The sequence below is a fragment of the Lacrimispora sp. genome (genome assembly GCF_032078915.1).
In the GTDB taxonomy this organism is placed as follows: Bacteria; Bacillota; Clostridia; order Lachnospirales; family Lachnospiraceae; genus Lacrimispora.
Window position 1 is genome coordinate 1 of record NZ_DAMAUN010000018.1, and the last position, 24,327, is coordinate 24,327.

General features: G+C 41.2%; 29 protein-coding genes and 1 pseudogene. 26 read left to right on the top strand and 4 right to left on the bottom strand.

The features are described 5' to 3' along the window. The 4 genes from RT269_RS09350 to RT269_RS09365 all read left to right on the top strand — a co-directional run. The coding region (locus RT269_RS09350; protein WP_313182111.1) for a transposase at positions 1-314 on the top strand (314 nt) is incomplete at its 5' end. Between the two features lie 176 nt (positions 315-490). Next, the gene (locus RT269_RS09355; RefSeq protein WP_313182113.1) at positions 491-790 is read left to right on the top strand and encodes a hypothetical protein; all 300 of its coding nucleotides are present in this window, start codon (positions 491-493) and stop codon (positions 788-790) included. 13 nt (positions 791-803) lie between these two features. Next, positions 804-1,154: a hypothetical protein gene (locus RT269_RS09360; protein WP_313182114.1), complete on the top strand. Its 351-nt coding sequence runs from the start codon at positions 804-806 to the stop codon at positions 1,152-1,154. A gap of 11 nt (positions 1,155-1,165) precedes the next feature. Next, entirely contained in the window at positions 1,166-1,705 is a 540-nt protein-coding gene (locus tag RT269_RS09365) for an RNA 2'-phosphotransferase (protein WP_313182116.1), read from the top strand. A gap of 94 nt (positions 1,706-1,799) precedes the next feature. On the opposite strand, the gene RT269_RS09370 is transcribed toward RT269_RS09365, so the two are convergent. Further along, positions 1,800-2,075 (bottom strand): hypothetical protein, encoded by a 276-nt coding sequence (locus RT269_RS09370; protein ID WP_313182117.1) that lies wholly within the window; start codon positions 2,073-2,075, stop codon positions 1,800-1,802. 1,052 nt (positions 2,076-3,127) lie between these two features. On the opposite strand from RT269_RS09370, the gene RT269_RS09375 reads away from it, so the two are divergent. From RT269_RS09375 to RT269_RS09385, 3 genes are all read left to right on the top strand, one after another. Next, a complete protein-coding gene (locus tag RT269_RS09375) occupies positions 3,128-4,354 on the top strand; it encodes an IS110 family transposase (RefSeq protein WP_313182119.1) in 1,227 nt (408 codons plus the stop codon). Between the two features lie 246 nt (positions 4,355-4,600). Continuing rightward, positions 4,601-4,813 carry a hypothetical protein gene (locus RT269_RS09380; RefSeq protein WP_313182121.1) on the top strand — a complete coding sequence of 71 codons (213 nt, stop codon included), beginning with the start codon at positions 4,601-4,603 and terminating at the stop codon, positions 4,811-4,813. A gap of 19 nt (positions 4,814-4,832) precedes the next feature. Next, a complete protein-coding gene (locus tag RT269_RS09385; protein ID WP_313182123.1) occupies positions 4,833-5,198 on the top strand; it encodes a hypothetical protein in 366 nt (121 codons plus the stop codon). A gap of 109 nt (positions 5,199-5,307) precedes the next feature. Here the strand turns inward: RT269_RS09385 and RT269_RS09390 are convergent, their stop codons facing one another. After that, complete coding sequence (locus tag RT269_RS09390; RefSeq protein ID WP_313182124.1) at positions 5,308-5,583, bottom strand: hypothetical protein; 276 nt, start codon at positions 5,581-5,583, stop codon at positions 5,308-5,310. 897 nt (positions 5,584-6,480) lie between these two features. Between RT269_RS09390 and RT269_RS09395 the strand changes: the two are divergent. The 8 genes and pseudogenes from RT269_RS09395 to RT269_RS09430 all read left to right on the top strand — a co-directional run. Then, positions 6,481-7,578 (top strand): annotated as a pseudogene (locus RT269_RS09395) (IS110 family transposase); the annotation flags it as partial. A 132-nt stretch (positions 7,579-7,710) separates the two neighbouring features. Further along, positions 7,711-8,076 (top strand): hypothetical protein, encoded by a 366-nt coding sequence (locus tag RT269_RS09400; protein ID WP_313182125.1) that lies wholly within the window; start codon positions 7,711-7,713, stop codon positions 8,074-8,076. A gap of 1 nt (position 8,077) precedes the next feature. After that, positions 8,078-8,458, top strand: a complete 381-nt coding sequence (locus RT269_RS09405) for a hypothetical protein (RefSeq protein WP_313182127.1) — start codon at positions 8,078-8,080, stop codon at positions 8,456-8,458. 30 nt (positions 8,459-8,488) lie between these two features. Further along, complete coding sequence (locus RT269_RS30370) at positions 8,489-8,668, top strand: transposase (protein WP_313182228.1); 180 nt, start codon at positions 8,489-8,491, stop codon at positions 8,666-8,668. 21 nt (positions 8,669-8,689) lie between these two features. Continuing rightward, positions 8,690-8,887, top strand: a complete 198-nt coding sequence (locus RT269_RS09415; protein WP_313182128.1) for a hypothetical protein — start codon at positions 8,690-8,692, stop codon at positions 8,885-8,887. Positions 8,888-8,989: 102 nt separating this feature from the next. Next, complete coding sequence (locus RT269_RS09420; RefSeq protein ID WP_313182130.1) at positions 8,990-9,289, top strand: hypothetical protein; 300 nt, start codon at positions 8,990-8,992, stop codon at positions 9,287-9,289. 46 nt (positions 9,290-9,335) lie between these two features. Next, positions 9,336-9,638 (top strand): hypothetical protein, encoded by a 303-nt coding sequence (locus RT269_RS09425; protein WP_313182131.1) that lies wholly within the window; start codon positions 9,336-9,338, stop codon positions 9,636-9,638. Between the two features lie 81 nt (positions 9,639-9,719). Further along, positions 9,720-10,580 (top strand): hypothetical protein, encoded by an 861-nt coding sequence (locus RT269_RS09430; RefSeq protein ID WP_313182133.1) that lies wholly within the window; start codon positions 9,720-9,722, stop codon positions 10,578-10,580. A 661-nt stretch (positions 10,581-11,241) separates the two neighbouring features. Here the strand turns inward: RT269_RS09430 and RT269_RS09435 are convergent. Then, positions 11,242-11,940, bottom strand: a complete 699-nt coding sequence (locus RT269_RS09435) for a formate/nitrite transporter family protein (RefSeq protein ID WP_313182135.1) — start codon at positions 11,938-11,940, stop codon at positions 11,242-11,244. Positions 11,941-12,115: 175 nt separating this feature from the next. After that, positions 12,116-13,213: a redox-regulated ATPase YchF gene (gene ychF, locus RT269_RS09440; RefSeq protein ID WP_313182136.1), complete on the bottom strand. Its 1,098-nt coding sequence runs from the start codon at positions 13,211-13,213 to the stop codon at positions 12,116-12,118. Positions 13,214-13,418: 205 nt separating this feature from the next. Here ychF and lgt point away from each other — a divergent pair, with 205 nt between their 5' ends. The 11 genes from lgt (at position 13,419) to RT269_RS09495 (ending at position 24,304) form a co-directional block, all read left to right on the top strand. After that, the gene (lgt, locus tag RT269_RS09445) at positions 13,419-14,303 is read left to right on the top strand and encodes a prolipoprotein diacylglyceryl transferase (protein WP_313182138.1); all 885 of its coding nucleotides are present in this window, start codon (positions 13,419-13,421) and stop codon (positions 14,301-14,303) included. Continuing rightward, positions 14,300-14,452, top strand: a complete 153-nt coding sequence (locus RT269_RS09450; protein ID WP_186802580.1) for an aspartyl-phosphate phosphatase Spo0E family protein — start codon at positions 14,300-14,302, stop codon at positions 14,450-14,452. The genes lgt and RT269_RS09450 overlap by 4 nt, the downstream gene beginning before the upstream one ends. Before the next feature lie 195 nt (positions 14,453-14,647). Further along, entirely contained in the window at positions 14,648-16,468 is a 1,821-nt protein-coding gene (locus tag RT269_RS09455; protein WP_313182140.1) for a cache domain-containing sensor histidine kinase, read from the top strand. Beyond that, positions 16,446-17,204, top strand: a complete 759-nt coding sequence (locus RT269_RS09460) for a response regulator transcription factor (RefSeq protein ID WP_313182142.1) — start codon at positions 16,446-16,448, stop codon at positions 17,202-17,204. Before RT269_RS09455 ends, RT269_RS09460 begins: the two co-directional genes overlap by 23 nt. A gap of 234 nt (positions 17,205-17,438) precedes the next feature. Next, positions 17,439-18,482: a BMP family protein gene (locus RT269_RS09465; RefSeq protein WP_313182143.1), complete on the top strand. Its 1,044-nt coding sequence runs from the start codon at positions 17,439-17,441 to the stop codon at positions 18,480-18,482. A gap of 177 nt (positions 18,483-18,659) precedes the next feature. Continuing rightward, positions 18,660-20,180, top strand: coding sequence for an ABC transporter ATP-binding protein (locus RT269_RS09470; protein WP_313182145.1), 1,521 nt, complete (start codon positions 18,660-18,662; stop codon positions 20,178-20,180). 3 nt (positions 20,181-20,183) lie between these two features. Next, complete coding sequence (locus RT269_RS09475; protein WP_313182147.1) at positions 20,184-21,248, top strand: ABC transporter permease; 1,065 nt, start codon at positions 20,184-20,186, stop codon at positions 21,246-21,248. An 8-nt stretch (positions 21,249-21,256) separates the two neighbouring features. Continuing rightward, positions 21,257-22,174 (top strand): ABC transporter permease, encoded by a 918-nt coding sequence (locus RT269_RS09480; protein WP_313182148.1) that lies wholly within the window; start codon positions 21,257-21,259, stop codon positions 22,172-22,174. A gap of 269 nt (positions 22,175-22,443) precedes the next feature. Beyond that, complete coding sequence (gene mraZ / locus RT269_RS09485) at positions 22,444-22,869, top strand: division/cell wall cluster transcriptional repressor MraZ (RefSeq protein ID WP_313182150.1); 426 nt, start codon at positions 22,444-22,446, stop codon at positions 22,867-22,869. Then, positions 22,866-23,804, top strand: coding sequence for a 16S rRNA (cytosine(1402)-N(4))-methyltransferase RsmH (gene rsmH / locus RT269_RS09490; protein ID WP_313182151.1), 939 nt, complete (start codon positions 22,866-22,868; stop codon positions 23,802-23,804). Before mraZ ends, rsmH begins: the two co-directional genes overlap by 4 nt. A gap of 17 nt (positions 23,805-23,821) precedes the next feature. After that, entirely contained in the window at positions 23,822-24,304 is a 483-nt protein-coding gene (locus tag RT269_RS09495) for a cell division protein FtsL (RefSeq protein ID WP_100304138.1), read from the top strand. Positions 24,305-24,327: the final 23 nt, after the last annotated feature.

Here is a 24,327-nt window from a genome sequence, read left to right on the forward strand (position 1 = left end):
AGCTGGCAAGATTCTCAGGAGTGGCTCCTGTAAAGTTCAGTTCTGCCGGAAAAGGGAAGGAACAAAGCTCCAGACAGGGAAACCGTCAGTTGCATGGATTATTTTATTTCTTAGCGGTAACCATGGTGTCAAGACCAAAGAACGGAACGCCTAATCATCCGGTATTTTATGACTATTACATGCGAAAAATCGGCGAAGGAAAGACAAAGTCTCAGGCACTGGTCTGCATCATGCGCCGATTGGTGAACATAGTGTACGGAATGATGAAAAATAAGACAGAATACCGGGAACCACTGCCAGAAAAAGAACAGTAATTTTTCTATTTAAAAACAGCACAAAGACGTGCTATAATTTTTTTAATTGAATAAAGATTTTACCCTTTGTCGGATATGTCAGTACTCCACCTGAGGGTTCGGGGCAGAGTATTAATCCTAATGAAATTAGATTCAGCCAAAGTTCTGTAAATGGTGCAGACGATATTATTGCAAGTATGAAAAAAGATGGTTGGGTAGGAGAACCAATCGACGTAGTAAAAATGCCTGATGGAAGTTATACCACTATTGATAATACAAGGGTTGTGGCAGCAAGACAAGCAGGGATTAATGTTAATGCTAACGTACATAGTTATAATGATCCATTGCCAAGTGGTTTTATTAACAGATTTACGACTCCAAAGGGAGTTCCCTCTACATGGGGTGAAGCTATAAACTTAAGAATACTTAAACAAAATTCAACATTTAGAGGAAATTATCCATCTGGCTCATTTGATATGCCTAAAATTAAGAATTAAAGGAGTAAAAAATATGTTAGAAAAATTAAAAGAATATGAGGATTTACTTGGTTATAAATATCCTGACGCATATCTAAAGGTTGTTGAACTTAAATTGCTTGATTATGATAACTGGTTTCTGATGGGATTTGAACAATTGGTAAATCGGAGGGATGAATTGGTTAAAAGATATCCCAAAAGAAATTTGATTCCTTTTGCCGGAAGATACGATAGTGATGATATTGCTTGTTTTGAAATAGGTTTTGGAGAAAAAATATTTATTGTACACGACTATGCGACAGAAGGTTATGAAAGAAGGCAAGAATTTGATGATTTTTGGTCGTGGTTTATCAGTGCAATTAAAGAACTAATTGGGATAGAGTAGGAAGTGAGATCATGAATTATTCTGAATTGAGCAAGGAAATATCTTATGCTTTACGTCATGCGCCATGGGAGTATGAACTGGAAATGGATGAAAATGGATATGTACCTCTAGAACAATTATTATTCTCTTTACACCTAACTTCAAAATGGGAAAATATCACTGAAAAAGATTTATTAGAGATGATTAAAAAATCAGAAAAGAAGCGCCATGAAATTTATGATGGAAAAATCAGAGCATTTTATGGACACTCCATACCAATGAAAATTGGCAAAGAAGAAAAGATGCCTCCACATATTTTATACCATGGTACAGCAAGAAGATTTATAGATTCTATTGTAACGAATGGTCTACTGCCTCAAAGCAGACAATATGTTCATTTATCACAAGATATTGAAACAGCTGAGAGCGTAGGAAAACGGCACGATATTAAGCCATGTATTTTAATAATTAATTCTTCAAAAGCTTGGAAAGATGGTATAAAATTTTATTATGGTAATGAGAAAGTATGGCTGGCAGATATTGTTCCTAGTAAGTATATTTCAGAAAGATAATTACATATTTTAATACTTGAAAATAACCAAAGAAGCATCTTGAAAAAGCTTAGAGTATGACTGATTCAGATTGTATTCTAAGCTTTTTATAAAGCTATAATTTGTCGATATATTTTAACACCTTTACACCATCAAAGAATCCATGCTGATACATAAAAACTTCTTCTATAGCAAGTTGGCTTATAAGGGAGTCAATGTAATTTTCAACCAGTTTCTTCTCTTTGTCTGGCAAATTTTCAATAAAAATCTCGGCCTGTAGAATCCTTTCTTCTTCCTGTTCAGATTTATCAGGTTGGCTTTTATGAAATACATCAATTAACATGTTGATTCGTTCCTGAATAAACATACCCAGTAATTCCTGATCGGTCATAATGCTTTCCTCCTTTGAGAACATATGATACCGAAATAATATCAGGAAGTCGATACCAGAAACTACTAAAAACAGATGCTTTAAATTGGGTAAATAGTTCAAACGAATTCATGGAATGCTTATTATCTTGATTCACTGGTTATGGATTTAAAGGAGCCGCTCATGACCCCGTAACTTTTTCGTGTAAATGGGTTTTACATGCAAGTGTAACCCCGGTTACGACCCCAATGCCAGGAATCCGACCCCGATGAAAAAGTCCTTTCAGTCCGCATTGCGGGCTGATGTAAGCCGAGCCGGGAAAGCTTTTGACCCCGGCTCTTTAACCTGCATCATTTTCGACCCCATGGTTCACTCCTGGTTTAGTGCAAGAAATGAGCGGAGATTTTCCGCTGACAGATTTAAAAAATGGTTGCAAATGTGTGTCCTGAAACATATAAAAAACTGGCATACATGCGACTTTTTTTGAAAAAGCAAAAAAGACGAACAGGATTCAACAGCAATCTAAATATTTATCAGGTAAAAAGGGAAAAGATATCCTTTTCAAATTTGCCCCACAAGGCGTTTTATTGCCTGACTGGCATACATGTTCCACCATTGTTTTTAAAGACCGCACAAGGGCTATATTTTGCGACACAAGGCTAACCGGGAATGGGATATCGATTCTGCGTGGCCATCGGTTTAAAGATAACTGCCTCCCATGGTTCATGGTGAACCATGGGATTTACAGGAAATTGGTTCCATGGTAAAATGGGGCTGCCGGGGGTTACAGGGGGTAAAAATACCGTTTCTGTAGCTCCCTTTTCCGTTCTTTTTCTGCTGTTCTTTCTCCTGAAAATAAAACCATAAATGACTTGCAATCCATTTGATACAGAGTTAACATCAACAACCAACAAAAGAAATAACTTGTCCTTTCAACCATTTGTTTGTTGTAGATAGGCTGTCGAACCCTTGCGGACTTAACGCATAAGCATATGCGAATCGAGTTAACGCTGTCATCTGAGGTTGCCGGTACGGGAACTGATTGGTTGGAAACAAGATCAGGAGGGAGAGAATTGCAGAGAAGAGAAAATCTGCTTTACGTGGGGGTTGACCTGCATAAGTATACCCATACCGCAGTGATGGTAAACTGCTGGAATGAAAAGTTAGAGGTAGTCGTTATAGAAAACAAGCCCAGTGAATTTAAAAAGCTGGCGGAAAAGGTAAACAGAAAATCCAGTATTCTTGGATTGAATCCCATTTATGGGTTAGAGAATGCCTATGGCTACGGAAGAAGTCTGGCGGTATGGCTGATTGAATATGGCTACATAGTAAAAGACATTAATCCGGCTCTGGCTTATGATCAGAGAAAAAGCGCACCCATGCTTCGAAAAAATGATGAGCATGATGCGTATTGTGTGGCAACGGTTCTGATTAACCAGTTGCATACTTTGCCAGATGCAAAGCCTAAAGATAATGAATGGACTTTGTCGCAGCTGGTGAATCGAAGAGATTTACTCATAAAAGATGGCATCCGCTTTAAAAATGGACTTCATGAGCAGATATCCATGGCATATCCCAGCTACAGCAAGTTGTTCAGCGAGATAGACGGGAAATGTGCCATGTATTTCTGGAAGAGCTACCCGTCCCCTGTCCATTTGCAGGAAAAGACGGCAGAAGAACTAACCATCGAATTTAAAGAAATATCTCCGATCATTAGAAAAGATAAAGCGGAGTTGATTCTGGATTGTGTCCAGAATGATGGAAATACCATACGGGAATATCAGGAATCCAGAGATTTTATAACAACGAGTCTGGTAAGAGACTTGGAACATCAAAAAGAAGAGTTGGCGGGGCTTGATAAAGAAATCGAGAAGATCCTGCTTAGTTTTGATTATAAACTGACCAGTATGCCGGGAATCGGAATTTCTATAGCCAGTAAGCTGATCGCAGAAATCGGGGATATCCGAAGATTTTCCAATGCCGATAAACTGGCAAGATTTGCAGGGGTGGCTCCTGTAAAGTTCAGCTCTGCTGGAAAAGGCAGGGAACAAAGCTCCAGACAAGGGAACCGCCAGTTGCACGGACTGTTTTATTTCCTGGCGGTAACCATGGTATCCAGACCTAAGAACGGAGTACCTAATCATCCGGTATTTTATGACTATTATATGCGGAAAATGGGTGAAGGTAAGACAAAGTCTCAGGCACTGGTCTGCATCATGCGCCGTTTGGTGAACATAGTGTACGGAATGATGAAAAATAAGACGGAATACCGGGAACCATTGCCAGAAAAAGAACAGTAATTTTTCTATTTAAAAACAGCACAAAGACGTGCTATAATTTTTTTAATGGAATAAAGATTTTCACCATTCGTCGGATATCTCAGTACTCCACCTGAGGGTTCGGGGGCTAGTGTTAAGAATGGTAATTATTCTAATACAACATTTGCCTCAGAGGATAAATTAGTTTCCCATTTTGAAAAGCATGGTGATGAGTTTAAAGGGATATATAATTCTTCAGATGAATATCTTCAGGGAGCAAGGGATGTAATGAATAATGGATACAAAGTAGAATATCCTTACAAGGGAGACATAAGAACTGGATATGTTCAATTCATGGGGAATAACAGTAAAGGAAAAACTAAATTTGCATTTGTTGGGACGAATAATAATGGTTATATTACCACATTTCATACTGAAAGTGGTAAAACCTTCTGGAAATTATTAAATGGAGAGAATATTCCAGTTATTAACCCTAAATAGATAAGGAGATGGTCATAAAGTGAAATATAATTGTGAAATAATAGGTATTATTGATGATGACGAAGTTACTGTAAAAATAGGAGATGTACAACTAACAGGATTTGTAAATAGTGGAGTCACTGAATCTATTGGTGAAGAAACATTAGTTGATATTTCTTTATATGATGATTTGGAAATATTTGAAAGTGACAGTAATACAGTATGTATTATGAGAAAAGGAAAATCTTTTGCATATTCTTTGTATGGCACCTTAAATGTTAATAAAGCTATGTTAGAATCCGTAATTGACTTTGAAATTGACGCAGAGGATTTATTTGATTATGGATACTTAGATGGTAAAAAAGTGAAGATTGATGTTAAGAGGATTGATTTTTACTTTGAATAGTTAATATAAAAAGCATAGTAGATGGATATTTAAAGTTGGTAGAAGTTTCCTTAGAGGAGTACATTGGGTGTTTACTGATATACTCCTCTAATTTAAGAAAAATACATAATTATAATTTTCCAATGTATTTTAATAGTTTCATACCATCCATAAAACCATGCTGATATAGGAAAGCTTCTTCCAAAGCGAACTGCTTTATTAGTGAGTCAATGTGATTTTGAACCAGTTCTTTTTCCTTGCTTGGTAAATTATCAATGAAGATTTCGGCGTGTAGAATTTGATCAAATTTCTTCTCGGATTGGTTCGGCTGTTTTTGATGGAATATTTCAATTAGCATAGCGATACGTTCCTGGATAAACATATCCAGTAATTCCTTTTCGGTCATAATGTTTTCCTCCTTTGAGAACATACGATACCGAAGTTGTTTCAGGAAGTCGATACCAGAAATCACTAATAATAAGTCTCAAAAACATCAGAAATGAACAATAGGCCATTATAGGTGGATGTTCAAGAGCACCTTAAAAACTCCTTAATAGTGTGGTTTATTGGTGGCTACAGCACCTTTGACAGCACAAAAGCCGATTTACAGCACCGTACTCTATACTCGAAAACGCCCGCACTGCGGGTGTTTGTGAGTGGAAGGGGCCCATTTAGGGCACCTTCCTTTATCCTGAATCATTTTCGACCCCATGGTTCACCTTTGTTTTAGAACTAGATATGAGCGGAGATTATTCGTTATTGGATTTTAAACCTTGTTGCAGATGTGCGATATAGAAGATTGCGAAAACTGGCATATATGCGACATTTATCTGATAAAGTAACTATAAGATGAACAGTAGCTAGCAGTAATCCAAACATTTATCAGATAAAAAGTGATCGTTTTCTAATATGCCCAACAAGGCTTAGTAATGATTGAATGGCATACATGTCTCACCATCGGTTCTAAATGTCACACAGGGGCTATATTTTGCGACACAGGGCAAAATGAAAATAGGGTGTCGGCTTTAAGTGTCATTGGTTAAAGATAGCTGCATTCCCCATGGCCCATGGTTCATGGTGAACCATGGGATTTACAGGAAATTGGTTCTATGGTAAAATTGGGCTACCGGGGGTTACAGGGGGTAAAAATACCATTTCTGTAGCTCCCATTTCTGTTCTTTTTCTGCCGTTTCTTCTCCTGAAAATAAATCCAGAAATGACTTGCAATCCATTCCATACAGAGTTAACATCAACAACCAATAAACGAAATAACTTGCCCTTTTAACACAAGCCCAGTGAATTTAAGAAGCTTGCAGAAAAGGTGAACAGAAAATCCAATCATCTTGGACTTGAACCCATTTACGGATTGGAAAATGCATACGGCTATGGTAGAAGTTTAGCTGTCTGGCTGATCGAAAGTGGTTACATCGTGAAGGATATCAATCCTGCACTTGTGTATGACCAGAGAAAAAGTGCACCCATGCTCCGAAAAAATGATGAGCATGATGCGTATTGCGTTGCAACGGTTCTGATTAACCAGTTACATACCTTGCCTGATGCAAAGCCAAAAGATAACGAATGGACACTGGCACAACTGGTGAATCGGAGAGATTTACTGGTGAAAGACGGTATTCGTTTTAAAAATGGACTTCATGAGCAGTTATCTATGGCATATCCCAGTTACAGTAAATTTTTCAGTGAAATAGACGGCAAATGTGCCATGTATTTCTGGAAAACCTATCCGTCCCCTGTCCATTTGCAGGAAAAGACGGCAGAAGAACTAACGATGGAATTCAAAGAAATATCCCCGATCATCAGAAAAGATAAAGCGGAGTTAATTCTGGACTATATTCATAATGATGGAGATACCTTTCGGGAATATCAGGAATCCAGAGATTTTATCACAATAAGTCTGGTACGGGACTTGGAACATCAAAAAGAAGAATTAGCGGGGCTTGATAAAGAAATCGAGAAAATCCTGCTTAGTTTTGATTATAAACTGACCAGTATGCCCGGGATTGGAACTTCTATAGCCAGTAAGCTGATTACAGAAATCGGAGATATCCGAAGATTTTCCAATGCTGATAAGCTGGCAAGATTCGCAGGAGTGGCACCAGTAAAGTTCAGTTCTGCCGGAAAAGGCAAGGAGCAAAGCTCCAGACAAGGGAACCGTCAGTTACATGGACTGTTTTATTTCCTGGCGGTAACTATGGTGTCCAAGCCAAAGAACGGAGCACCTAATCACCCCGTATTTTACGACTATTACATACGGAAAATCGGTGAAGGAAAGACAAAATCTCAGGCACTGGTCTGCATCATGCGTCGATTGGTGAACATAGTGTACGGAATGATGAAAAATAAGACAGAATACCGAGAACCGATTCTAGAAGAAGAACAGTAATTCTTCTATTTAAAAACAGCACAAAGACGTGCTATAATTTTTTTAATAGAATAAAAATTTTTACCGTTTGTCGGATATGTCAGTACTCCACCTGAGGGTTCGGGGCAGATTAATCAGTCAGCCAAAAGTCCTATGTTTGGGGATGACTGGAATACTTATTTTGGAGAAAAATACGGACAAGGTAATGTAGCATGGAAACCAAATGCTTTAGATGATGTTATTCAAAATCCTCAAAGATTAAATGGGGCTACTCAAAGTGAAGTTGCTAGCATGCTTGGCGAAGGATGGACCGCTGGAGCTTATGGTTCTAGTAAAACTGGCTGGAAATTTACTAATGGTGACAGGATGGTATTTTATCATGCTGGAGGTGGAATACATGGTGGTTCTTATTATGGATTTTCTTCAGGTACAACTGGAAAGGTAAAGATAGTTGGTAGTGATTATATTCCATTAGTTGGAGATAAGGCAACTGTAATATATTATAATGGAGGTAAATAGGGTGAATAAAATAACCATTGGTAAGTTATTTGATCTATATCTTGATACACTGGATAAATGTGGTGAAAGTACAAGAAATCTATCTGATGAAATGATAGAATATAATATTTTTGAAGAGTTTATAGTAGGAGTAACATCATTTTTGGCCAATAATAGCTTAAATGATTTATTAGATAATGGTCTAATTGATGAGCAGATATACTCTGATAGTGAAGAACTTAGAAAGCATACCTTGGAATTAGATGGTTCAAATCAGTGGAATGTCTCATCTTTCAGAAATGCAGAATCATGGAAAGAAATTATTGCATTATCGGATAAAATTAAACAGCAAATTCGGCAAAAGTGGAATGAAAAAGAGATTCAAGAATTATTTGAATTATAAAGGTTTTTATATATTAAAACACAGCAAGCCATTTATTGCTGTGTTCTAACCTTAGCCAGTAAACTGATTGCGAAAATCGGAGATATCCAAAGGTTTTCCAATGCAGAAAAGTTAGCAAGATTTGCAGGAGTGGAACCTGTTAAGTTCAGTTCTGCCGGAAAAGGCAAGGAGCAGAGTTCCAGACAGGGGAACTGTCAGTTGCAAGGATGATTTTATTCCCTGGCGGTAACTATGGTGTCCAAGCCAAAGAACGGAATACCCAATCATCCTGTGTTTTATGACTATTATATGCGGAAAATCGGTGAAGGAAAGACAAAGTCTCAGGCACTGGTCTGCATCATGCGCCGATTGGTGAACATAGTGTATGGAATGATGAAAAATAAGACAGAATACCGAACCGTTTGTCGGATAACCCAGTACTCCACCTGAGGGTTCGGGGAGTAAAAAAACAAATTTTGAAGCAGAGAATTCAATGTCTGGAGAAGACTGGTTTGCGGATTTTAAGTCGAAGTATGGCAAGGAAAATGTAACATGGGACACAGCTGCAAGTTCAATGATATTCTTGATATGCCAAGTAATGTAACTAGAATGACGCCAAATCAGCTTGCAGAGTTGGCCCAAAGTGAATGTTGGACTGTAGGACCATTGGGAAAAGGTGGTAAAGCTGGAGTTCCATTTGAACAAGGTGGAGGATTTAGTATGCATTATGAAGATGCATTTATTCAGTATCATCCAGGAGGAGGACACCACGGTGAATTACCGTATTATAAAATCTCCAATGGTAAGATGGGAACAGTTCGTTATTACATAAATGGAGAGGGGGTTAATTAATGAGTAATAATATAGAGACTGAGGATTTGATGTTATTTTTGATAGGTTGATAGAAAATGTAAAACAAATCACTTTGACCGCATCGGAACAAATTGACAAACTTAAAGGATTTGCAGTAGCAGATGAAATAGCATCAGATTTTAGTGATATCGGTAAGCCATATGCTGTTAAATTATTTGAAAACGGATGGTTATCAGATGAACAGTTAAACATAGTTAATAAAATAGATGAACAGCTTGAGCAAATGTCTAGTAACAAAGAATTATGGACAGATGAGGCACTTACCAAATCAATCGAATGGCAACAATGCCGAGAACTAGCAAGAGAATTACTAAAACTACTTTCATAATTTGTTTAGGAAAGGCCGAGGAAACAAATGAAAAAAATACAAAGATGTAAATGCATTTTGGTAATAATAGCAACTTTTTTAATGTTGACAGGTATTTCTGCCTGCTCTTCCCAGAAGACATTTGAACCACAGACAGAAGATCAGGTAGTAACTGAAATACAGTCAGAATTGTCTGAGGCGTCAGAACCACCGAATATAGCTCAGACAACGGAGCAGGCCGGGTTTGTTTCGCCTCAAAGCGCAGTTAAAGCTTACCTGGAGGGGCTTAAGTCCAGTGATTTTAAACGCATGGCAGAAACCTTTGCGGAAGAAATGCATTTAGATGATATTCTGCGCCAATACACAGTCCTCTGTCAATTGGAGCTGAACACGGATAGTTACATACAATTAAAAGAAGATGGGGACGCAAAACAGTTTATGAAAAAGCTGACTTTTACAAGAGGTTTTAATATCCAAAGCAGAAAAGAAGAAATCATACGGGATACGGTAAAGCAATATGCTGCTGTTTATAATATAAATGAAGGGTATTTCAAAAAATCCACTTTATTGCTAGATGAAGATATTTCTGATGAAAATATCTCTTCAAAAATAATGGAATTGTTGGATCAATTGGATTTGAGTTCCATGAAAATCCTGGGACATATCCCCCCTGAGGAACTCTCAGAGGAATATGGTTCCAATGGCAGAATGGATATCAGAGCCCAGCATACAAAGGTTTGCGGTGCAGATAACGTGGAAAGCTGCGTTGCCATCTTTGAATTAGAGGGAAATAAGTATTGTTTCTGTTTTGATGCAGTACAATACAAGGATAAATGGTATATCAGGCAGCTTGGTGGTAGCATTTCCACATTGTTGGATATACCCTCCGATTTAGCAGGAATCATGCCAATTGATGCATTGGAAAAGCCTGAGGTTGAGAAATTGATTATCCCTATCACGTGATGGAAATTCATATGGGAACATGGGACTATATCATTTTTAATAAAGAAAACTCAAATTATGGGCCGGTAGACTTTTTAAACATGATTTTAAACTTTCTGGGCTGTCGTAAGGCAGCTCTTTTTGACATACCAGAACCTGCTGTATAATGCAAATAAAGGGTGAGGACCGAAAGACGATCTCACCCACAAAAATTAATTGTATATCTTATATTAGTTTTAGCATTTACAAAGACTTGAAGCAGTTTCATTAAGCAGAATCACCTGCAGACCAAACCGTTTGCTGTCATTGCTCAGTAATCATTTCCTCATGGATCCGTGTCTTTGATCAGAAAAAGTTACATTTGGATTTCATATAACGAAAACATGGCGTACAATTAACGACAATTACAACCTATAAAAAAATAGCATTCCTTATTATAGTATTAGTAGAAGTATCAATTGTTTTCTACTTGGAGGGATGGAAAAATATGAGTAAAAAACTTAGTGAACGGTGTTGCCGGAATTACGTTACTGGCTTCAGGATCAAAACAGCTCTATTCGTATCGGTTCTTATCGTATATATCATTGCCAGATGGCTTTGAATCAGGAATGCCAAATATTAAGGCGTGTGCTGCAAAACGTTGATTGATGCAATAAGCATGCGTTATATTTGCCGGAATTTCCTAATGGAGGAGGGCTGCCTCTTCGCTAAGATATTTTTTTGCTAAAGGAATGAGGCTTCCCCCTACTAAATTTCCCGCAGATATAATCAAAATATACAGGAATGCTTTTGCATTCCAGGCATTTCCCATAGTAAAATAAAACATATCTGCTATGCTGTGCTCGTAACCAGAAAGAATAAATACCATGACCGGCATGACTAAAGCTAAATATCTTCCGATCCCGTCTTTTATGGTTTGATAGCCAATAACTGCAATGCACATCATAATACCGCACATGACGGCCATGATAAAAGTACTGAACAAGGTATCTGACAGCTTCATATTTACAAGTTCCCTTGTGTGATCGATGAGTCTGGCCAGTTTGGTATGTCTGAATACAATTCCAGATCCCGCAGTTCCTATAAAATTCCCTATGTATACAATAAGTATTGTTAATAAGTAGGACAGCTTCTCGTTAACAATATAACATACCTTTCCTGTGAATAAATTAAATCCAAAGGTATAGATGGTAAATAATCCGATTGAAAATAAAAAAGAACCAGCGATATGGTTTTCAAGAGTCAGATAAATCACTCCGCCCATACTGATGGCAATTCCGGCAATTATTGCGTTAATAAATGTTTTCATTGTTGAATACTCCCTTTTCTTTTTTAAAACGTTTTCCTTGGCTGCAAAAAAGGCTTTTTTATGACCAGACATATTATAGCATAAGGAAAGGGGTTTACAAGGATAATTTCCTTATTGACATAATTTATCAGTCATGAGGACCGGATGGCTTTATGAATAAGAGGAACAGGCATAAAAGAAGGCCAGCGCCTTTTGGCGCTGACCAGTATGTTCCGGTCTCTCTTAAATGCCCGCGAATAAATATCTTCTATACATTAAAGCGGAACAGGACAACATCGCCATCCTTAACCACGTATTCCTTGCCTTCCAGACGAACCAGGCCTTTTTCCTTTGCCGCGGTGTAGGTTTTACAATCCAGAAGATCCTGGTAATTCACAACTTCCGCACGGATAAAGCCCCGCTCAAAATCTGTGTGGATCTTACCGGCAGCCTGGGGTGCTTTGGTTCCTTCTTTGATGGTCCATGCTCTTGTTTCAGTAGGACCGGCAGTTAAGTAGCTGATGAGCCCTAATAAATGATAACTGGCTGCGATCAGTTTTTCCAGGCCGGATTCTGTAAGTCCCAGATCTTCTAAGAACATCTTTTTTTCGTCTTCTTCTAATTCTGCGATTTCCTGTTCGATCTGCGCGCAGATAACGAATACTTCACTGTTGTTTTCTTCTGCAAATTTGCGGACCTTTCCCACGTAATCATTAGAAGCTCCGTCATCAGCCAAGTCGTCCTCACAGACATTGGCAGCGAAAATCACAGGTTTAAAGGTGAGAAGATTAAGGGTGGAAATAAATTCTTTTTCATCCTCATCCTCAAGTTCTAAGCTTCGTGCCAGTTTTCCATCCTCTAAATGGGCTTTGATCCTCTTTAAAATCCCCAGTTCCTTTGCAAGAGACTTATCATTCATAGCGCCCTTGGCGGACTTGGAGATGCGGCGGTCTAAAATTTCCAAATCGGAAAAGATCAGTTCCAAATCTATGGTTTCAATATCACGCAGAGGATCTACGCTTCCATCCACATGGATTACATTGGTATCCTCAAAGCAGCGTACTACGTGGACGATGGCATCCACTTCACGGATGTTGGAAAGAAACTGATTGCCCAGACCCTCTCCTTTGGAAGCTCCTTTTACAAGCCCTGCAATATCGACAAATTCGATCACGGCAGGGGTGATTTTTGCGGAATCATAAAGGGCGGCCAGCTGACCTAAGCGCACATCCGGAACAGGAACTACTCCTACATTGGGATCAATGGTACAAAATGGATAGTTCGCAGATTCCGCACCAGCCTTTGTAAGAGAATTGAACAAGGTGCTTTTACCTACGTTTGGCAATCCGACAATACCTAATTTCATAGCAATTACCTTCCTAATATTGTTTATATTCATAGTTGATTTTTATCTGCAACTAATATAGAATAGCATATTATCCGTAAAAATAAAAGAGAAAAACACAAGAATCAAAGCTTTGTCGAATTATAGTCGAATATGTCGGGCGAATCTGTTTGATTTTTGTGTTTTCCCGGGGTAAAATAAAGAAAACATCGAAAGGAGAAGACGAATGGCAAATACGGCAGATATTAGTTTTGTTCATTTGGGGATTACAATTGACCATTTGCAAAACAGTATCTCAATATTTGGATTCCGCATTGCATTTTACGGAATTATCATTGGGTTTGGAATATTAGCAGGTCTCTGGGTTGCTACAAGGGATGCAAAACGCAGGGGGCAGGACCCGGATATTTATCTGGATTTTGTTCTGTATGCAATCATAATTTCTATCATGGGAGCCCGAATCTATTATGTTATGTTTGATTGGGACAATTATAAAGATGATCTGCTTCAAATTTTAAATCTCAGGGCAGGAGGATTGGCCATCTATGGAGGTGTCATAGGGGCCGCTATAACTCTAATTGTCTATGCCAGGGTAAAGAAATTATCATTTTTTTCCTTGGCTGACACTGGATGCCTAGGATTGATAACCGGGCAGATTATAGGAAGATGGGGAAACTTCTTTAATTGTGAGGCATTTGGCGGATATACCGACAGCCTGTTTGCTATGAGAATCAGAAGAGCGCTGGTTAATGAGAATATGATATCGAAAGAGCTTTTGAACCATTTGATCGTAAGGGACGGAGTAGAATATATACAGGTGCATCCTACCTTCTTTTATGAATCAATCTGGAATCTCTGCGTACTTGCATTTATGCTTTGGTACAGGAAACGTAAGAGATTTGATGGAGAGATGCTTTTTATATACCTGCTTGGCTATGGTTTGGGACGAGTGTGGATAGAGGGACTCCGCACGGACCAGCTAATATTCTTTAGTACTGGCATTCCGGTGTCTCAGGCACTTTCATTAATTCTGGTAGTGATATCTACTCTTGTGCTCTTCTGCAAACACAGACAGATACGAAAAAAGAGCAAAGGAGAAGTAATGATATGATGATGTCAAAAGAAGAGTTAATACACGATATTGAAGAAGCAAGAGAAAGATTAAATAAAAGCATTGATCATGATGATGAAGATGTTATTTATCACAGGAGTGTAGAACTGGATAAATTGATTGAACAATATATTGCCGCAGGCTACTGATACCATGAGCCTGTGATGTGTTTTGTGCAAATTTAAGAAAGACGTGGAAAGAGAAGGAGTTCTTTCCCCGTCTTTTTTTATGGATGAACAAATTTTGCAAAAGTAATTTGACACAATTCACAGTGGGATGTAATATTTATCTATGGTTTGTAGAAAACTGTTACAAATACGGTAATAGTGTCCGGAGGTGGGGAAATGAAGCATTTGTCGTTTCGAATGAAATTGACTCTGGTGTTTATTGTAACAGCCATGATCGAAGGGGCTATTATAGGGAGTCTCTCCTTTTCCCATAGCAAGGCCATTGTAGTAAAGAATAAAAAACAGGAAATGTCGGATACCATTAACCGCATTGATATCAATATCAACGTCAAGGTCCGCTATATCATGGAAATCCTTGACAATGCGGTGACCAGCCAGCTTGTGCGTGATGCATGTACCCCCGGCTGGGACGATGGGGATAAGGGAGTCAGCCGTACCTACCTTGATGATTACTGCAGAAGTCTCATTAAATCCGTTGGGGAACAGATGGATATTTCCATCATCAATGCCTCCCAGGTGATGTATACAACAGTCGATACCGATGGATTGGACCCCAAAGATATTTCGGTAAAAACATATAAAAGTTATGATGATGCCGTAGGCGGCAGAAACAATAAGACTGTATGGCTGGGCATTATGCCAAAGCTTTTCTCTGATCCAGGGGAAGATCATCAGGCAGTTACCGTGGTCAGGGCCATTCAGGATAGGAATGAAGAGAAGAGTCTGGGAATCATGGTGATTGAGCTGGATCCTGATATGTTCAGTAATCTGCTTTTAGGGAATCAGGGACTGTTTCAGTATCAGTACTTGTTTATTTTAGACCAGAAGGGACAGGTGATCTGCAGCAATCCCAAGATAAACAATGGATGGCAGGAAGAAATTAATGACCGGTTCGAGCGGGGGATCCGGCGTTTTGAACTGATATGGAACAATAAGAGGTATTATGTCTGCGGACAATATAACGGCATCACTGGCTGGAGGTCTTATTCGGCAATACCCTTTGAAGGGCTGTTTCCCCAGGCCGGAGATTTGAACAAAGCCATTTGGCTGGTAGGACTGGTGAGCACCCTGGGCATTGCCGGGGTCATCGTTCTTCTGGTTTATACCATGGCGGGACCGATCAAGCGTCTTTCAAAGGCTATGGGACAGGTTCAGAAGGGGGATTTTGCCGTTCGGGTTCCCAATAAAAGAAAGGATGAAATCGGTGAACTGACAGAATCCTTTAATTACATGCTGGAAGAGATCAATACCCTGATCAGGCAGGTCTATCAGGAAAAGATCGCCCAGAAGAATGCCGAGGTGCAGGCGCTCCAGGCACAGATCAATCCGCATTTTCTCTACAACACCCTGGATTCTATTAACTGGATGCTGATTGACCGGGGAGAATATGATATCAGTGAAATCATCCTTTCACTGGCAGGCCTTATGCGCTACAGCATCGAAGATGAAAATGCCTTTGTCCCCCTTGAAAAGGAAATCGGATATGTGCTGTGTTATCTGAAAATTCAAAAGAACCGTTTGGAAGAACGGCTGGAATATTCTGTGGAGGCAGAGGAGTCCCTGGCAGCTGAGCGGGTTCCAAAGCTTATCCTGCAGCCCATTGTGGAAAATGCCATTACTCATGGAATTGAGCCGAGAAACAGGAAGGGAACCATCCGCATCGTCTTAAAAGATCTCGGAGATGAAATGCTTATTTCGGTTGAAGACAATGGAATCGGCATGACTCCTAAGCAGCTTAACCACCTAAGGGAAGAAGTGCCTGATGTAGAGAAGGAAGGGCATACAGGAATCGGTGTAAGGAACGTGGACCGGCGGATCCGGCTCCATTACGGGGAAGCTTACGGGGTTTTTGTAGAAAGCACATATGGAGAAGGAACGATTGTAAACCTTCGCATACCCAAAGACCAGGAAACTGTGTCAGAGGGCGGAGGAGGGAAAGGAGAGAGCGTAAGACATGAAGCTGATCATCGTGGATGACGAACCGAAAATCAGAAAAGGGCTTTTTAAGCTGTTAGATGCCCAGGAAGGCTTTCAGGTTACAGGGGTGTTTGAAGACGTCCATTCGGCTCTCAAGGCACTGTATGAATTGGAAGCTGACGTAATCATTACAGATATCAAGATGCCGGAAGTGTCAGGTCTTGAGCTGATCCGCCAGATCCGGGAAAGAAACTTAAATATCCGCATCATTATATTAAGCGGGTACAGTAATTTTTCCTATGCCCAGAAGGCCATTGAGCTGGGAGTGACCAGATATTTGTTAAAACCCACAGACCCAAAAGAGCTGCTATCCGTATTAAGAGAATTGGAACAGGAGCTTTTTCCGGAAACTCACGAAAAAGAAGAAGCTCAGGAGCGGTCTGCAGAAGGGGAAAGTGAGGTTGGAAATTTATTGGTTTTAAAAGCCATTCAATATATTGCAGTTCACTACGGAGGCAGGATTACGTTAACGGATATGGCTGGGGAGCTTCATCTGTCCCCCAATTATCTTTGTGAGCTTTTTAAACGCCATACAGGAAAAAATCTCATGGAATACGTTACTGAATACCGGATGCAAAAGGCGAAGTCATACTTAAACCATGTGGAATATAAGGTGGCAGATGTGGCGGAAATGGTAGGTTACAAAGAGGCAAAATATTTCAGCAGCGCTTTTAAGAAAGCACATGGAATCACGCCGCTGGAATATCGGAACAGGCGTCAGAGCCATTGGAATTAATGTGAAAAAGACGGGAAAATGACCAAAAAGTCTCTCCTGTCTTTATTTTATTTAGTCATAATTACAAATAACTTAATATTTTGGTATAAATAGTAATCTTATAGAATTGCGATGACTGTCAGAAAATGATAATCTATTACTACAAACAACACACTAACGTCTGTGAACCATGTCGATAACCGGAGAAATGTCAGATATTAATATGAACGGACGCAAAAAAAGGAGGAACTTAGTATGAAGAAAAGATTTGGTGCATTACTCATGGCAGCGGTAACAGTAGCAGCACTCGTACTCAGTGGCTGCAGTACCAGCGGTAAGACTGAGGGTGCAGCTGAAACAGAGGCTCAGGCAGGAGGAAAAAGTGGAGCGGATTATAAAATTGTCCTTATTCTACCCGGGCCCATCAATGACCAGAGCTGGAATGCGACAAACTATGCAGGTCTTACAGCCTGTAACGAAAAGCTGGGCACCAAGATGGAATATGTAGAGAACGTTCAGGCATCTGACTATGAGTCAACCTTCCGTGAATATGCAGAACGAGGCTATGACCTCATTATGGCGGCCGGTTCCCAGTTTGACGAAGCAGTAGCAGCAGTAGCTCCCAACTATAAGGACACTACTTTTTGCGCGGTAAACGGCTCCAAATGTGACGGAGACAATGTGGCTCCCATTTTCCCAAAAGAATATGAAGCCAGTTATATTGCTTCCATTCTTGCAGGAAATGTGACAAAGAACGGAAACTTCGCAACCATCGGAGGCTTCCCCAATGAGCCGATGGAGCATTTGATGGATGTATATGAAAAGAATTCTGTTAAAATCGCAGAAAGCCGCGGCATAACCGGTGCAAAAGCGACAAGAGCCTATGCCAACAGCTGGAACGACGTAGCCCTTGGCAAACAGATGGCAGAGCAGATGATCGACAACGGAGCAGACACCATGTTTGTATACGCCAACGAAGTAGGTCTTGGCAGCATTGAGGCAGCTAAGGCAAAAGGTGCTAAATTCATTGGCTTTTCCAGTGACCAGACAACCATTGATCCAAATACCGTTGTAGCTTCTGTAAATTTTGATTTCAAGAATTTCTATATCTGGGCTCTGGGCCTTTATATGGATGGCAAGCTTTCCGGAAATATGGTTCATGAAGCTGGTATTAATGAAGACATCTTTGTACCGGTATATACCGATAATATTTCCCAGGAAGTAAAGGATGCGGTAGACCAGGGAATCAAGGACTTTAAGGATGGCAAGGTAGATTTACAGGCGATGTTTGAGAAGTAAGATCTGACCGGAGGGCTGACGCAGGAGAAAAACAGGATTGTTTAAACTGCGTAGCCCTCATTGCTTGCGCGGGCTATGAGCCGGACGAACATGCTTGCATATTCATTCGTCGAATGCCGCGACAACTAAGAAAAATCCGCAAAGCGTGTTTTTCTTAGTATGAAGAGGAGGAGCTTCGTGAATACACCATTTTTTGAATTAAAGAATGTATCAAAATATTTTGCCAGGGTCGTGGCAAACAAGGACATTTCTTTTTCTGTAAATAGGGGAGAGGTGCTGGCACTATTGGGAGAAAACGGGGCAGGAAAAAGCACGGTTATGAAAATCCTCTATGGTCTTTACAAGGCGGATGAGGGGCAGATCCTGATGGATGGAAAGGAACAGAGGATCACTTCCCCGAAAGATGCCATGGCTTTGGGAATTTCCATGATCCAGCAGCATTTTTCTCTGGTGTCCGCCCATACGGTTACGGAAAACATTATTTTAGGCAATGTGAATGGCGTGATTAATTACGAAACATGCAAAAAAGAAGTAGAGGAGCTTTCTGCCCAGTATGGGTTTCAAATTCCTGTGGATGCAAAAGTGGAGGAGCTTGCAGTTGGAGTACAGCAGAAGGTGGAAATCCTTAAGGCTCTCTATTTAAATACAAGCCTGCTGATTATGGATGAGCCTACGGCTGTGCTGACGCCCCAGGAGGCGGAAACGCTGATGGAGTTTGTAAAAGAGTATACGTCCAGGGGAAATTCTGTTATTTTCATCACCCATAAGATGAAGGAAGTCATGGAGGTGGCGGACAGGATCGTCGTTATGCGAAACGGAAGGCTTACGGGAGATCTTTCTGCAAAGGATACCAATGAGGTGGAGCTGACCAGGCTGATGATGGGGAAAGAAATGGTGCCCCCAAAGCGGGAGCAGACAGAAGAGCAAAAAGAAAGAAAGATCTGTCTGAAGCTGTCTTCCGTCACTGTGCAGCGCAAAGGAGAAACTCCTCTTTTAAGTGACCTGTCATTTCAGATCATGGAAGGTGAAATCTTCGGAGTGGCAGGAGTGAGCGGAAACGGGCAGGAGGAGCTGTGCGAGGTAGTTTGCGGTGCCCTTCCTGTGACCTCGGGAAAGGTGCTTTTAAATGGTACGGATATTACCTCCGCTTCCATCAGGGAACGCATCGATCAGGGAATCGGATACGTTCCGGTAGACCGTTACCGGGATGCCATGGTAGGAGAGATGACCCTGGCTGAAAATATGATGTTAAAAACAAGCTTTGATAAGAAATGGATCTCACACGGCTTTTTAAATAAGAAGAAACTTCAAAATGACACACAACATGCCATTGATGAATTTGATATCAAGGCGCCGGGACCGGATGCCCAGATCAAGGGATTATCAGGAGGCAACCAGCAGAAGGTCATTCTTGCCAGGGAAGTCGGAAACGCAGGAAAGGTGCTGATCATGGACCAGCCGACCAGGGGGCTGGATCTGGGAGCCATCAATAACATTCATAACAACATCCTGGCAGAGCGGAAGAATGGAAAGGGGATTTTGCTGGTATCCACCGAATTGTCGGAGATTTTCCAGCTGTGCGACAGGATTGCTGTTATCTACAAGGGCTCCTTTATGGGAATCTACGACCATGACCAGCTTAACACAGAACGGATCGGTCTATTAATGGCCGGCTACAAAGAGGAGAAGGAGGCGTAAAGCATGAATACAAAAGTCAGGGACTTAATTGTGACAAATGCTGCTGCCATCATTGCCGGCTTGCTCTTAAGCGGCCTCATGCTTTTGCTGCTGCATATCAACCCGGTCGAAGTATTTGTATATTCCATCAATACCATGTTTACGGATAAATATACCATGGGGGAAGTGTTTTTAAAAGCAACACCTCTGATATTTACAGCGCTGGCCTTTGCGTTTACGTTTAAGGCAAATCTGTTTAATATCGGCGCACAGGGACAGTTTTATATGGGGTCCATAGCTGCCATTGCCTTATCTCTGCAGCTTGACGGAAAGGTTCCCACAGCAGTACTTTTAATTCTTGTGTGCCTGACTGCGGCACTGGCAGGCGGGCTTATGGGCGCTTTGATCGGATTTTTAAAGGCACGCTTTAAAGCCAATGAATTCCTTGTCAGCATGATGTCCACATACGTTGCTTTGGCTGTCATGAATTATCTGCTGCGAACATTTTTAAAAGAATCCAAAGGAGAGTATCCACAGACCGATGCCATATCAAGGTCAGCATGGCTTCCCGTTATTGTAAAGGGGACCAGGCTGCATATCGGATTTGTTCTGGCGGTTCTGGCGGCCGTGGGCATCTGGGTGCTGCTCTATAAGACGCCCCTTGGATACCGGATCCGGGCAGTGGGAAGCAATGCCTCTGCATCCAGGATGTCAGGAATTGATTCAAACAAGATCTTTGTGGCCGCATTTTTTATCAGCGGCGCCCTGGCGGGTGCAGCGGGATTTACGGAAGTAAACGGTGTTCAGCATATGCTGATCCAGGACTTTAACAGCGGAGTAGGTTCCGCCGGCTTAGGGATAGCAATTCTTGCTAATGCCAATCCCATCGGAATCATATTTGCCTCGCTCCTGTTCGGCGCTTTAAGTGTTATGGGGAATTTAATGGGGCGCATGCCGGGAGTCAATGTTCCTGCAAGCATTGTTGATTTAATGCAGGGGTTTGTCATGCTGTTCGTTATCATATCCTATTTCTTCCGGCATTATCTGGAAAACAGGAGAGAAAAGCTAAGACTGCAGAAAGGAGCGTGAAACAGGTTATGATCATAAGCTTATTAAAACGTGCACTGATGATGAGTACGCCCTTGCTGTTTGGCTCCATTGCAGAAGTCATAGCAGAGCGTTCGGGTATGATGGTTACCGCAATCGAAGGGATCTTCCTTATGGGAGCCTGGGGTGGATTCGTGGGAACCTATTTGACCGGCAGTGCATTCATCGGAATTCTTGCCGCCATCCTTTCCGGGCTTGCCTCGGCAGCCGTGTATGGCGTGGTATGTATTTATTTAAAACAGCACCAGGTTGTTACAGGTACGGCCATTAATGTGCTGGCAGCCGGAATCTGCACTTACCTTCAACGGGTATTGTTCGGCGTTCCCACCGCGCCGCTAAAAATCAGCCCTCTCCCTGAGATCGCGATTCCCGTTCTCAGTAAGATTCCGGTCATGGGACCGGTGTTTTTCCAGCAGAATATATTGACCTATGTGGTTTATTTACTCATTCCAGCGTCTTATTTTCTCTTATTCAAGACATCCCTTGGACTGACCATCCGCTCTACGGGGGAAAATCCGGAGGCAGTGGATGTAGCCGGTATCAATGTGAATGCAGTCCGGTTCTTTACCGTCCTTTTGGCCGGAGTGATGGGAGGCATTGCAGGCGCTTTTTACTCCGTGGGATATTTGGGAATGTTTACCACAAATATCATCGGCGGACGCGGCTGGATCGCATTTGCCATATGCTTTTTGGGCAACTGGAATCCCAAAGGAGCTGTTTTGGGAACCGTGGTATTCGGGCTTACGGAAGCCATTGCCATTTATATGCAGTCGGTGGGAGGAGGAAGCTACTTCCCCAATGAATTATTTATTGCCCTTCCTTATCTGCTGACCATTATATTGACCGTATCCAGAAGAAACTTCAATGTACCCGCTAAGCTGGGAGTCGCATACAGCAAAGAAAATTAATCATGAAAAAGACAGGCATTCCCTGGTCAGTTTGTACCAATTTACTGACTTAGGGAATGCCTTTTTTCCATTATATGGAAATCCTGGCAGAACAGCCGTTCACAGTTACAGGAAGGCCAGACCAAATTGAAAATTCTTCGAAATTGTTCTTGCTATTTCACGGTAAATGTACTAGAATTAAACCATAAGTGGTGGAAAGTGGTGCAAAGTGGTAGAAAATGGTGGGATAGTGGTCCAAAACCCTACCGATGTACAAGCAGGTGATTGGTATGTTCATGGGTGAATACAATCATACAGTCGATGCGAAGGGACGTCTCATTGTCCCATCGAAGTTCAGAGAGCAGCTGGGAGAAGAATTCGTTGTTACGAAGGGTTTGGATGGCTGTTTATTTGTGTATGATAATGATGAGTGGACTGCCCTTGAAAATAAATTAAAAAGCCTGCCGCTGACCAACACCAATGCCAGAAAGTTTTCCAGATTCTTTCTGGCCGGAGCCAGTACCTGCGAAGTGGACAAGCAGGGAAGAATTCTGCTTCCTTTAGTTTTAAGGGAACATGCGGGAATTGAAAAGGACGCAGTTCTTGTAGGAGTGGGAAGCCGTATCGAAATCTGGAACAAGGATGCATGGATCGCAGCCAATACCTATGAAGATATGGAAGAAATCGCGGAAGCTATGGAAGGACTTGGTATATGATGTTTGAACACAAGTCAGTGCTGCTATATGAGACCATTGACAGCCTGAATGTAAAACCAGACGGAATCTATGTAGATGGAACGCTGGGAGGAGGCGGACACGCTTTAGAAGTGTGCAAGCGCCTTGGAACTTACGGAAGATTAATCGGGATTGATCAGGATGGGGACGCCATTAAGGCAGCCTCAGAACGGCTGAAGGCTTATGAAGATAAGGTGACGGTCGTAAGAAGCAATTACGAAAACATACAGACAGTATTAAAGGATTTAGGAATCGAACGAGTGGACGGAATTTACCTAGACCTGGGGGTGTCCTCTTACCAGCTTGACATACGGGAAAGAGGATTCACCTACAGGGAAGAAGATGCTCCTTTGGACATGCGTATGGACCAGAGGAATGAACAGACAGCAGCCGATATCATCAATACCTACAGTGAATTTGACTTATACCGGATCATAAGGGATTACGGAGAAGATAAGTTTGCAAAAAATATTGCAAAGCACATTGTAAGGGAAAGGCAGATAAAGCCCATCGAGACAACGGGAGAGCTGTCGGAGATCATCAAAGGGGCGATCCCTGCAAAGATAAGGGCAGTGGGAGGACATCCTTCCAAACGGACATTCCAGGCGATACGGATCGAACTGAATAAGGAACTGGAAGTTTTAATGAAGTCCCTTGATACCATGATCGATCTGTTAAATCCGGGTGGACGGTTGTCCATAATCACATTTCATTCTCTGGAAGACAGGATCGTAAAAACAAGATTTAAGACCAATGAGGACCCATGTATCTGCCCGCCTAATTTTCCGGTCTGCGTTTGCGGAAAAAAGAGCAAAGGCAAGGTGATTACAAGAAAACCCATTGTACCGTCGGAAGAAGAGATTGAAGAAAACAAACGTTCAAAGAGTTCAAAGCTTCGGGTATTTGAACGAATTTAAAAAGGGAGGAAGAGAGAGTGGCTGCAAGAAAGAATGTTCGTTCCTATGGGAGCTCCACTTACGTACAGGGCAATACTGTCCGTAAAACCATGCCGGTTCCTATGCCGGTTCATACACCAGAAGAAATCCGTCGTCCATCAGTAAACCATCAGGTCAGAAGAAATCGTGAAAAGGCCTTGCAGATGGATTTGCCTTATGTGGTCATGCTGACCATTGCTGCAGTCTGCACCCTCTGTCTGTGCGTGAATTATCTGCATTTGCAATCCTCTATTACAGCCAGCATTCATGGCGTTGAGCTTTTAGAAGCAAAACTGGAACATTTGAAAACTGAAAATAATGCATTGGAAATGAATATCAACACTTCTGTCGATTTGGATCATGTGTATAAAGTGGCTACTGAGGAACTTGGTATGGTCTATGCGAATAAGGACCAGATCCTTCACTATGATAAGACGGAAAGTGAGTATGTAAGACAGAATGAGGATATCCCGAAGCACTAATAAAAACAGGAATAAAAAGAGTA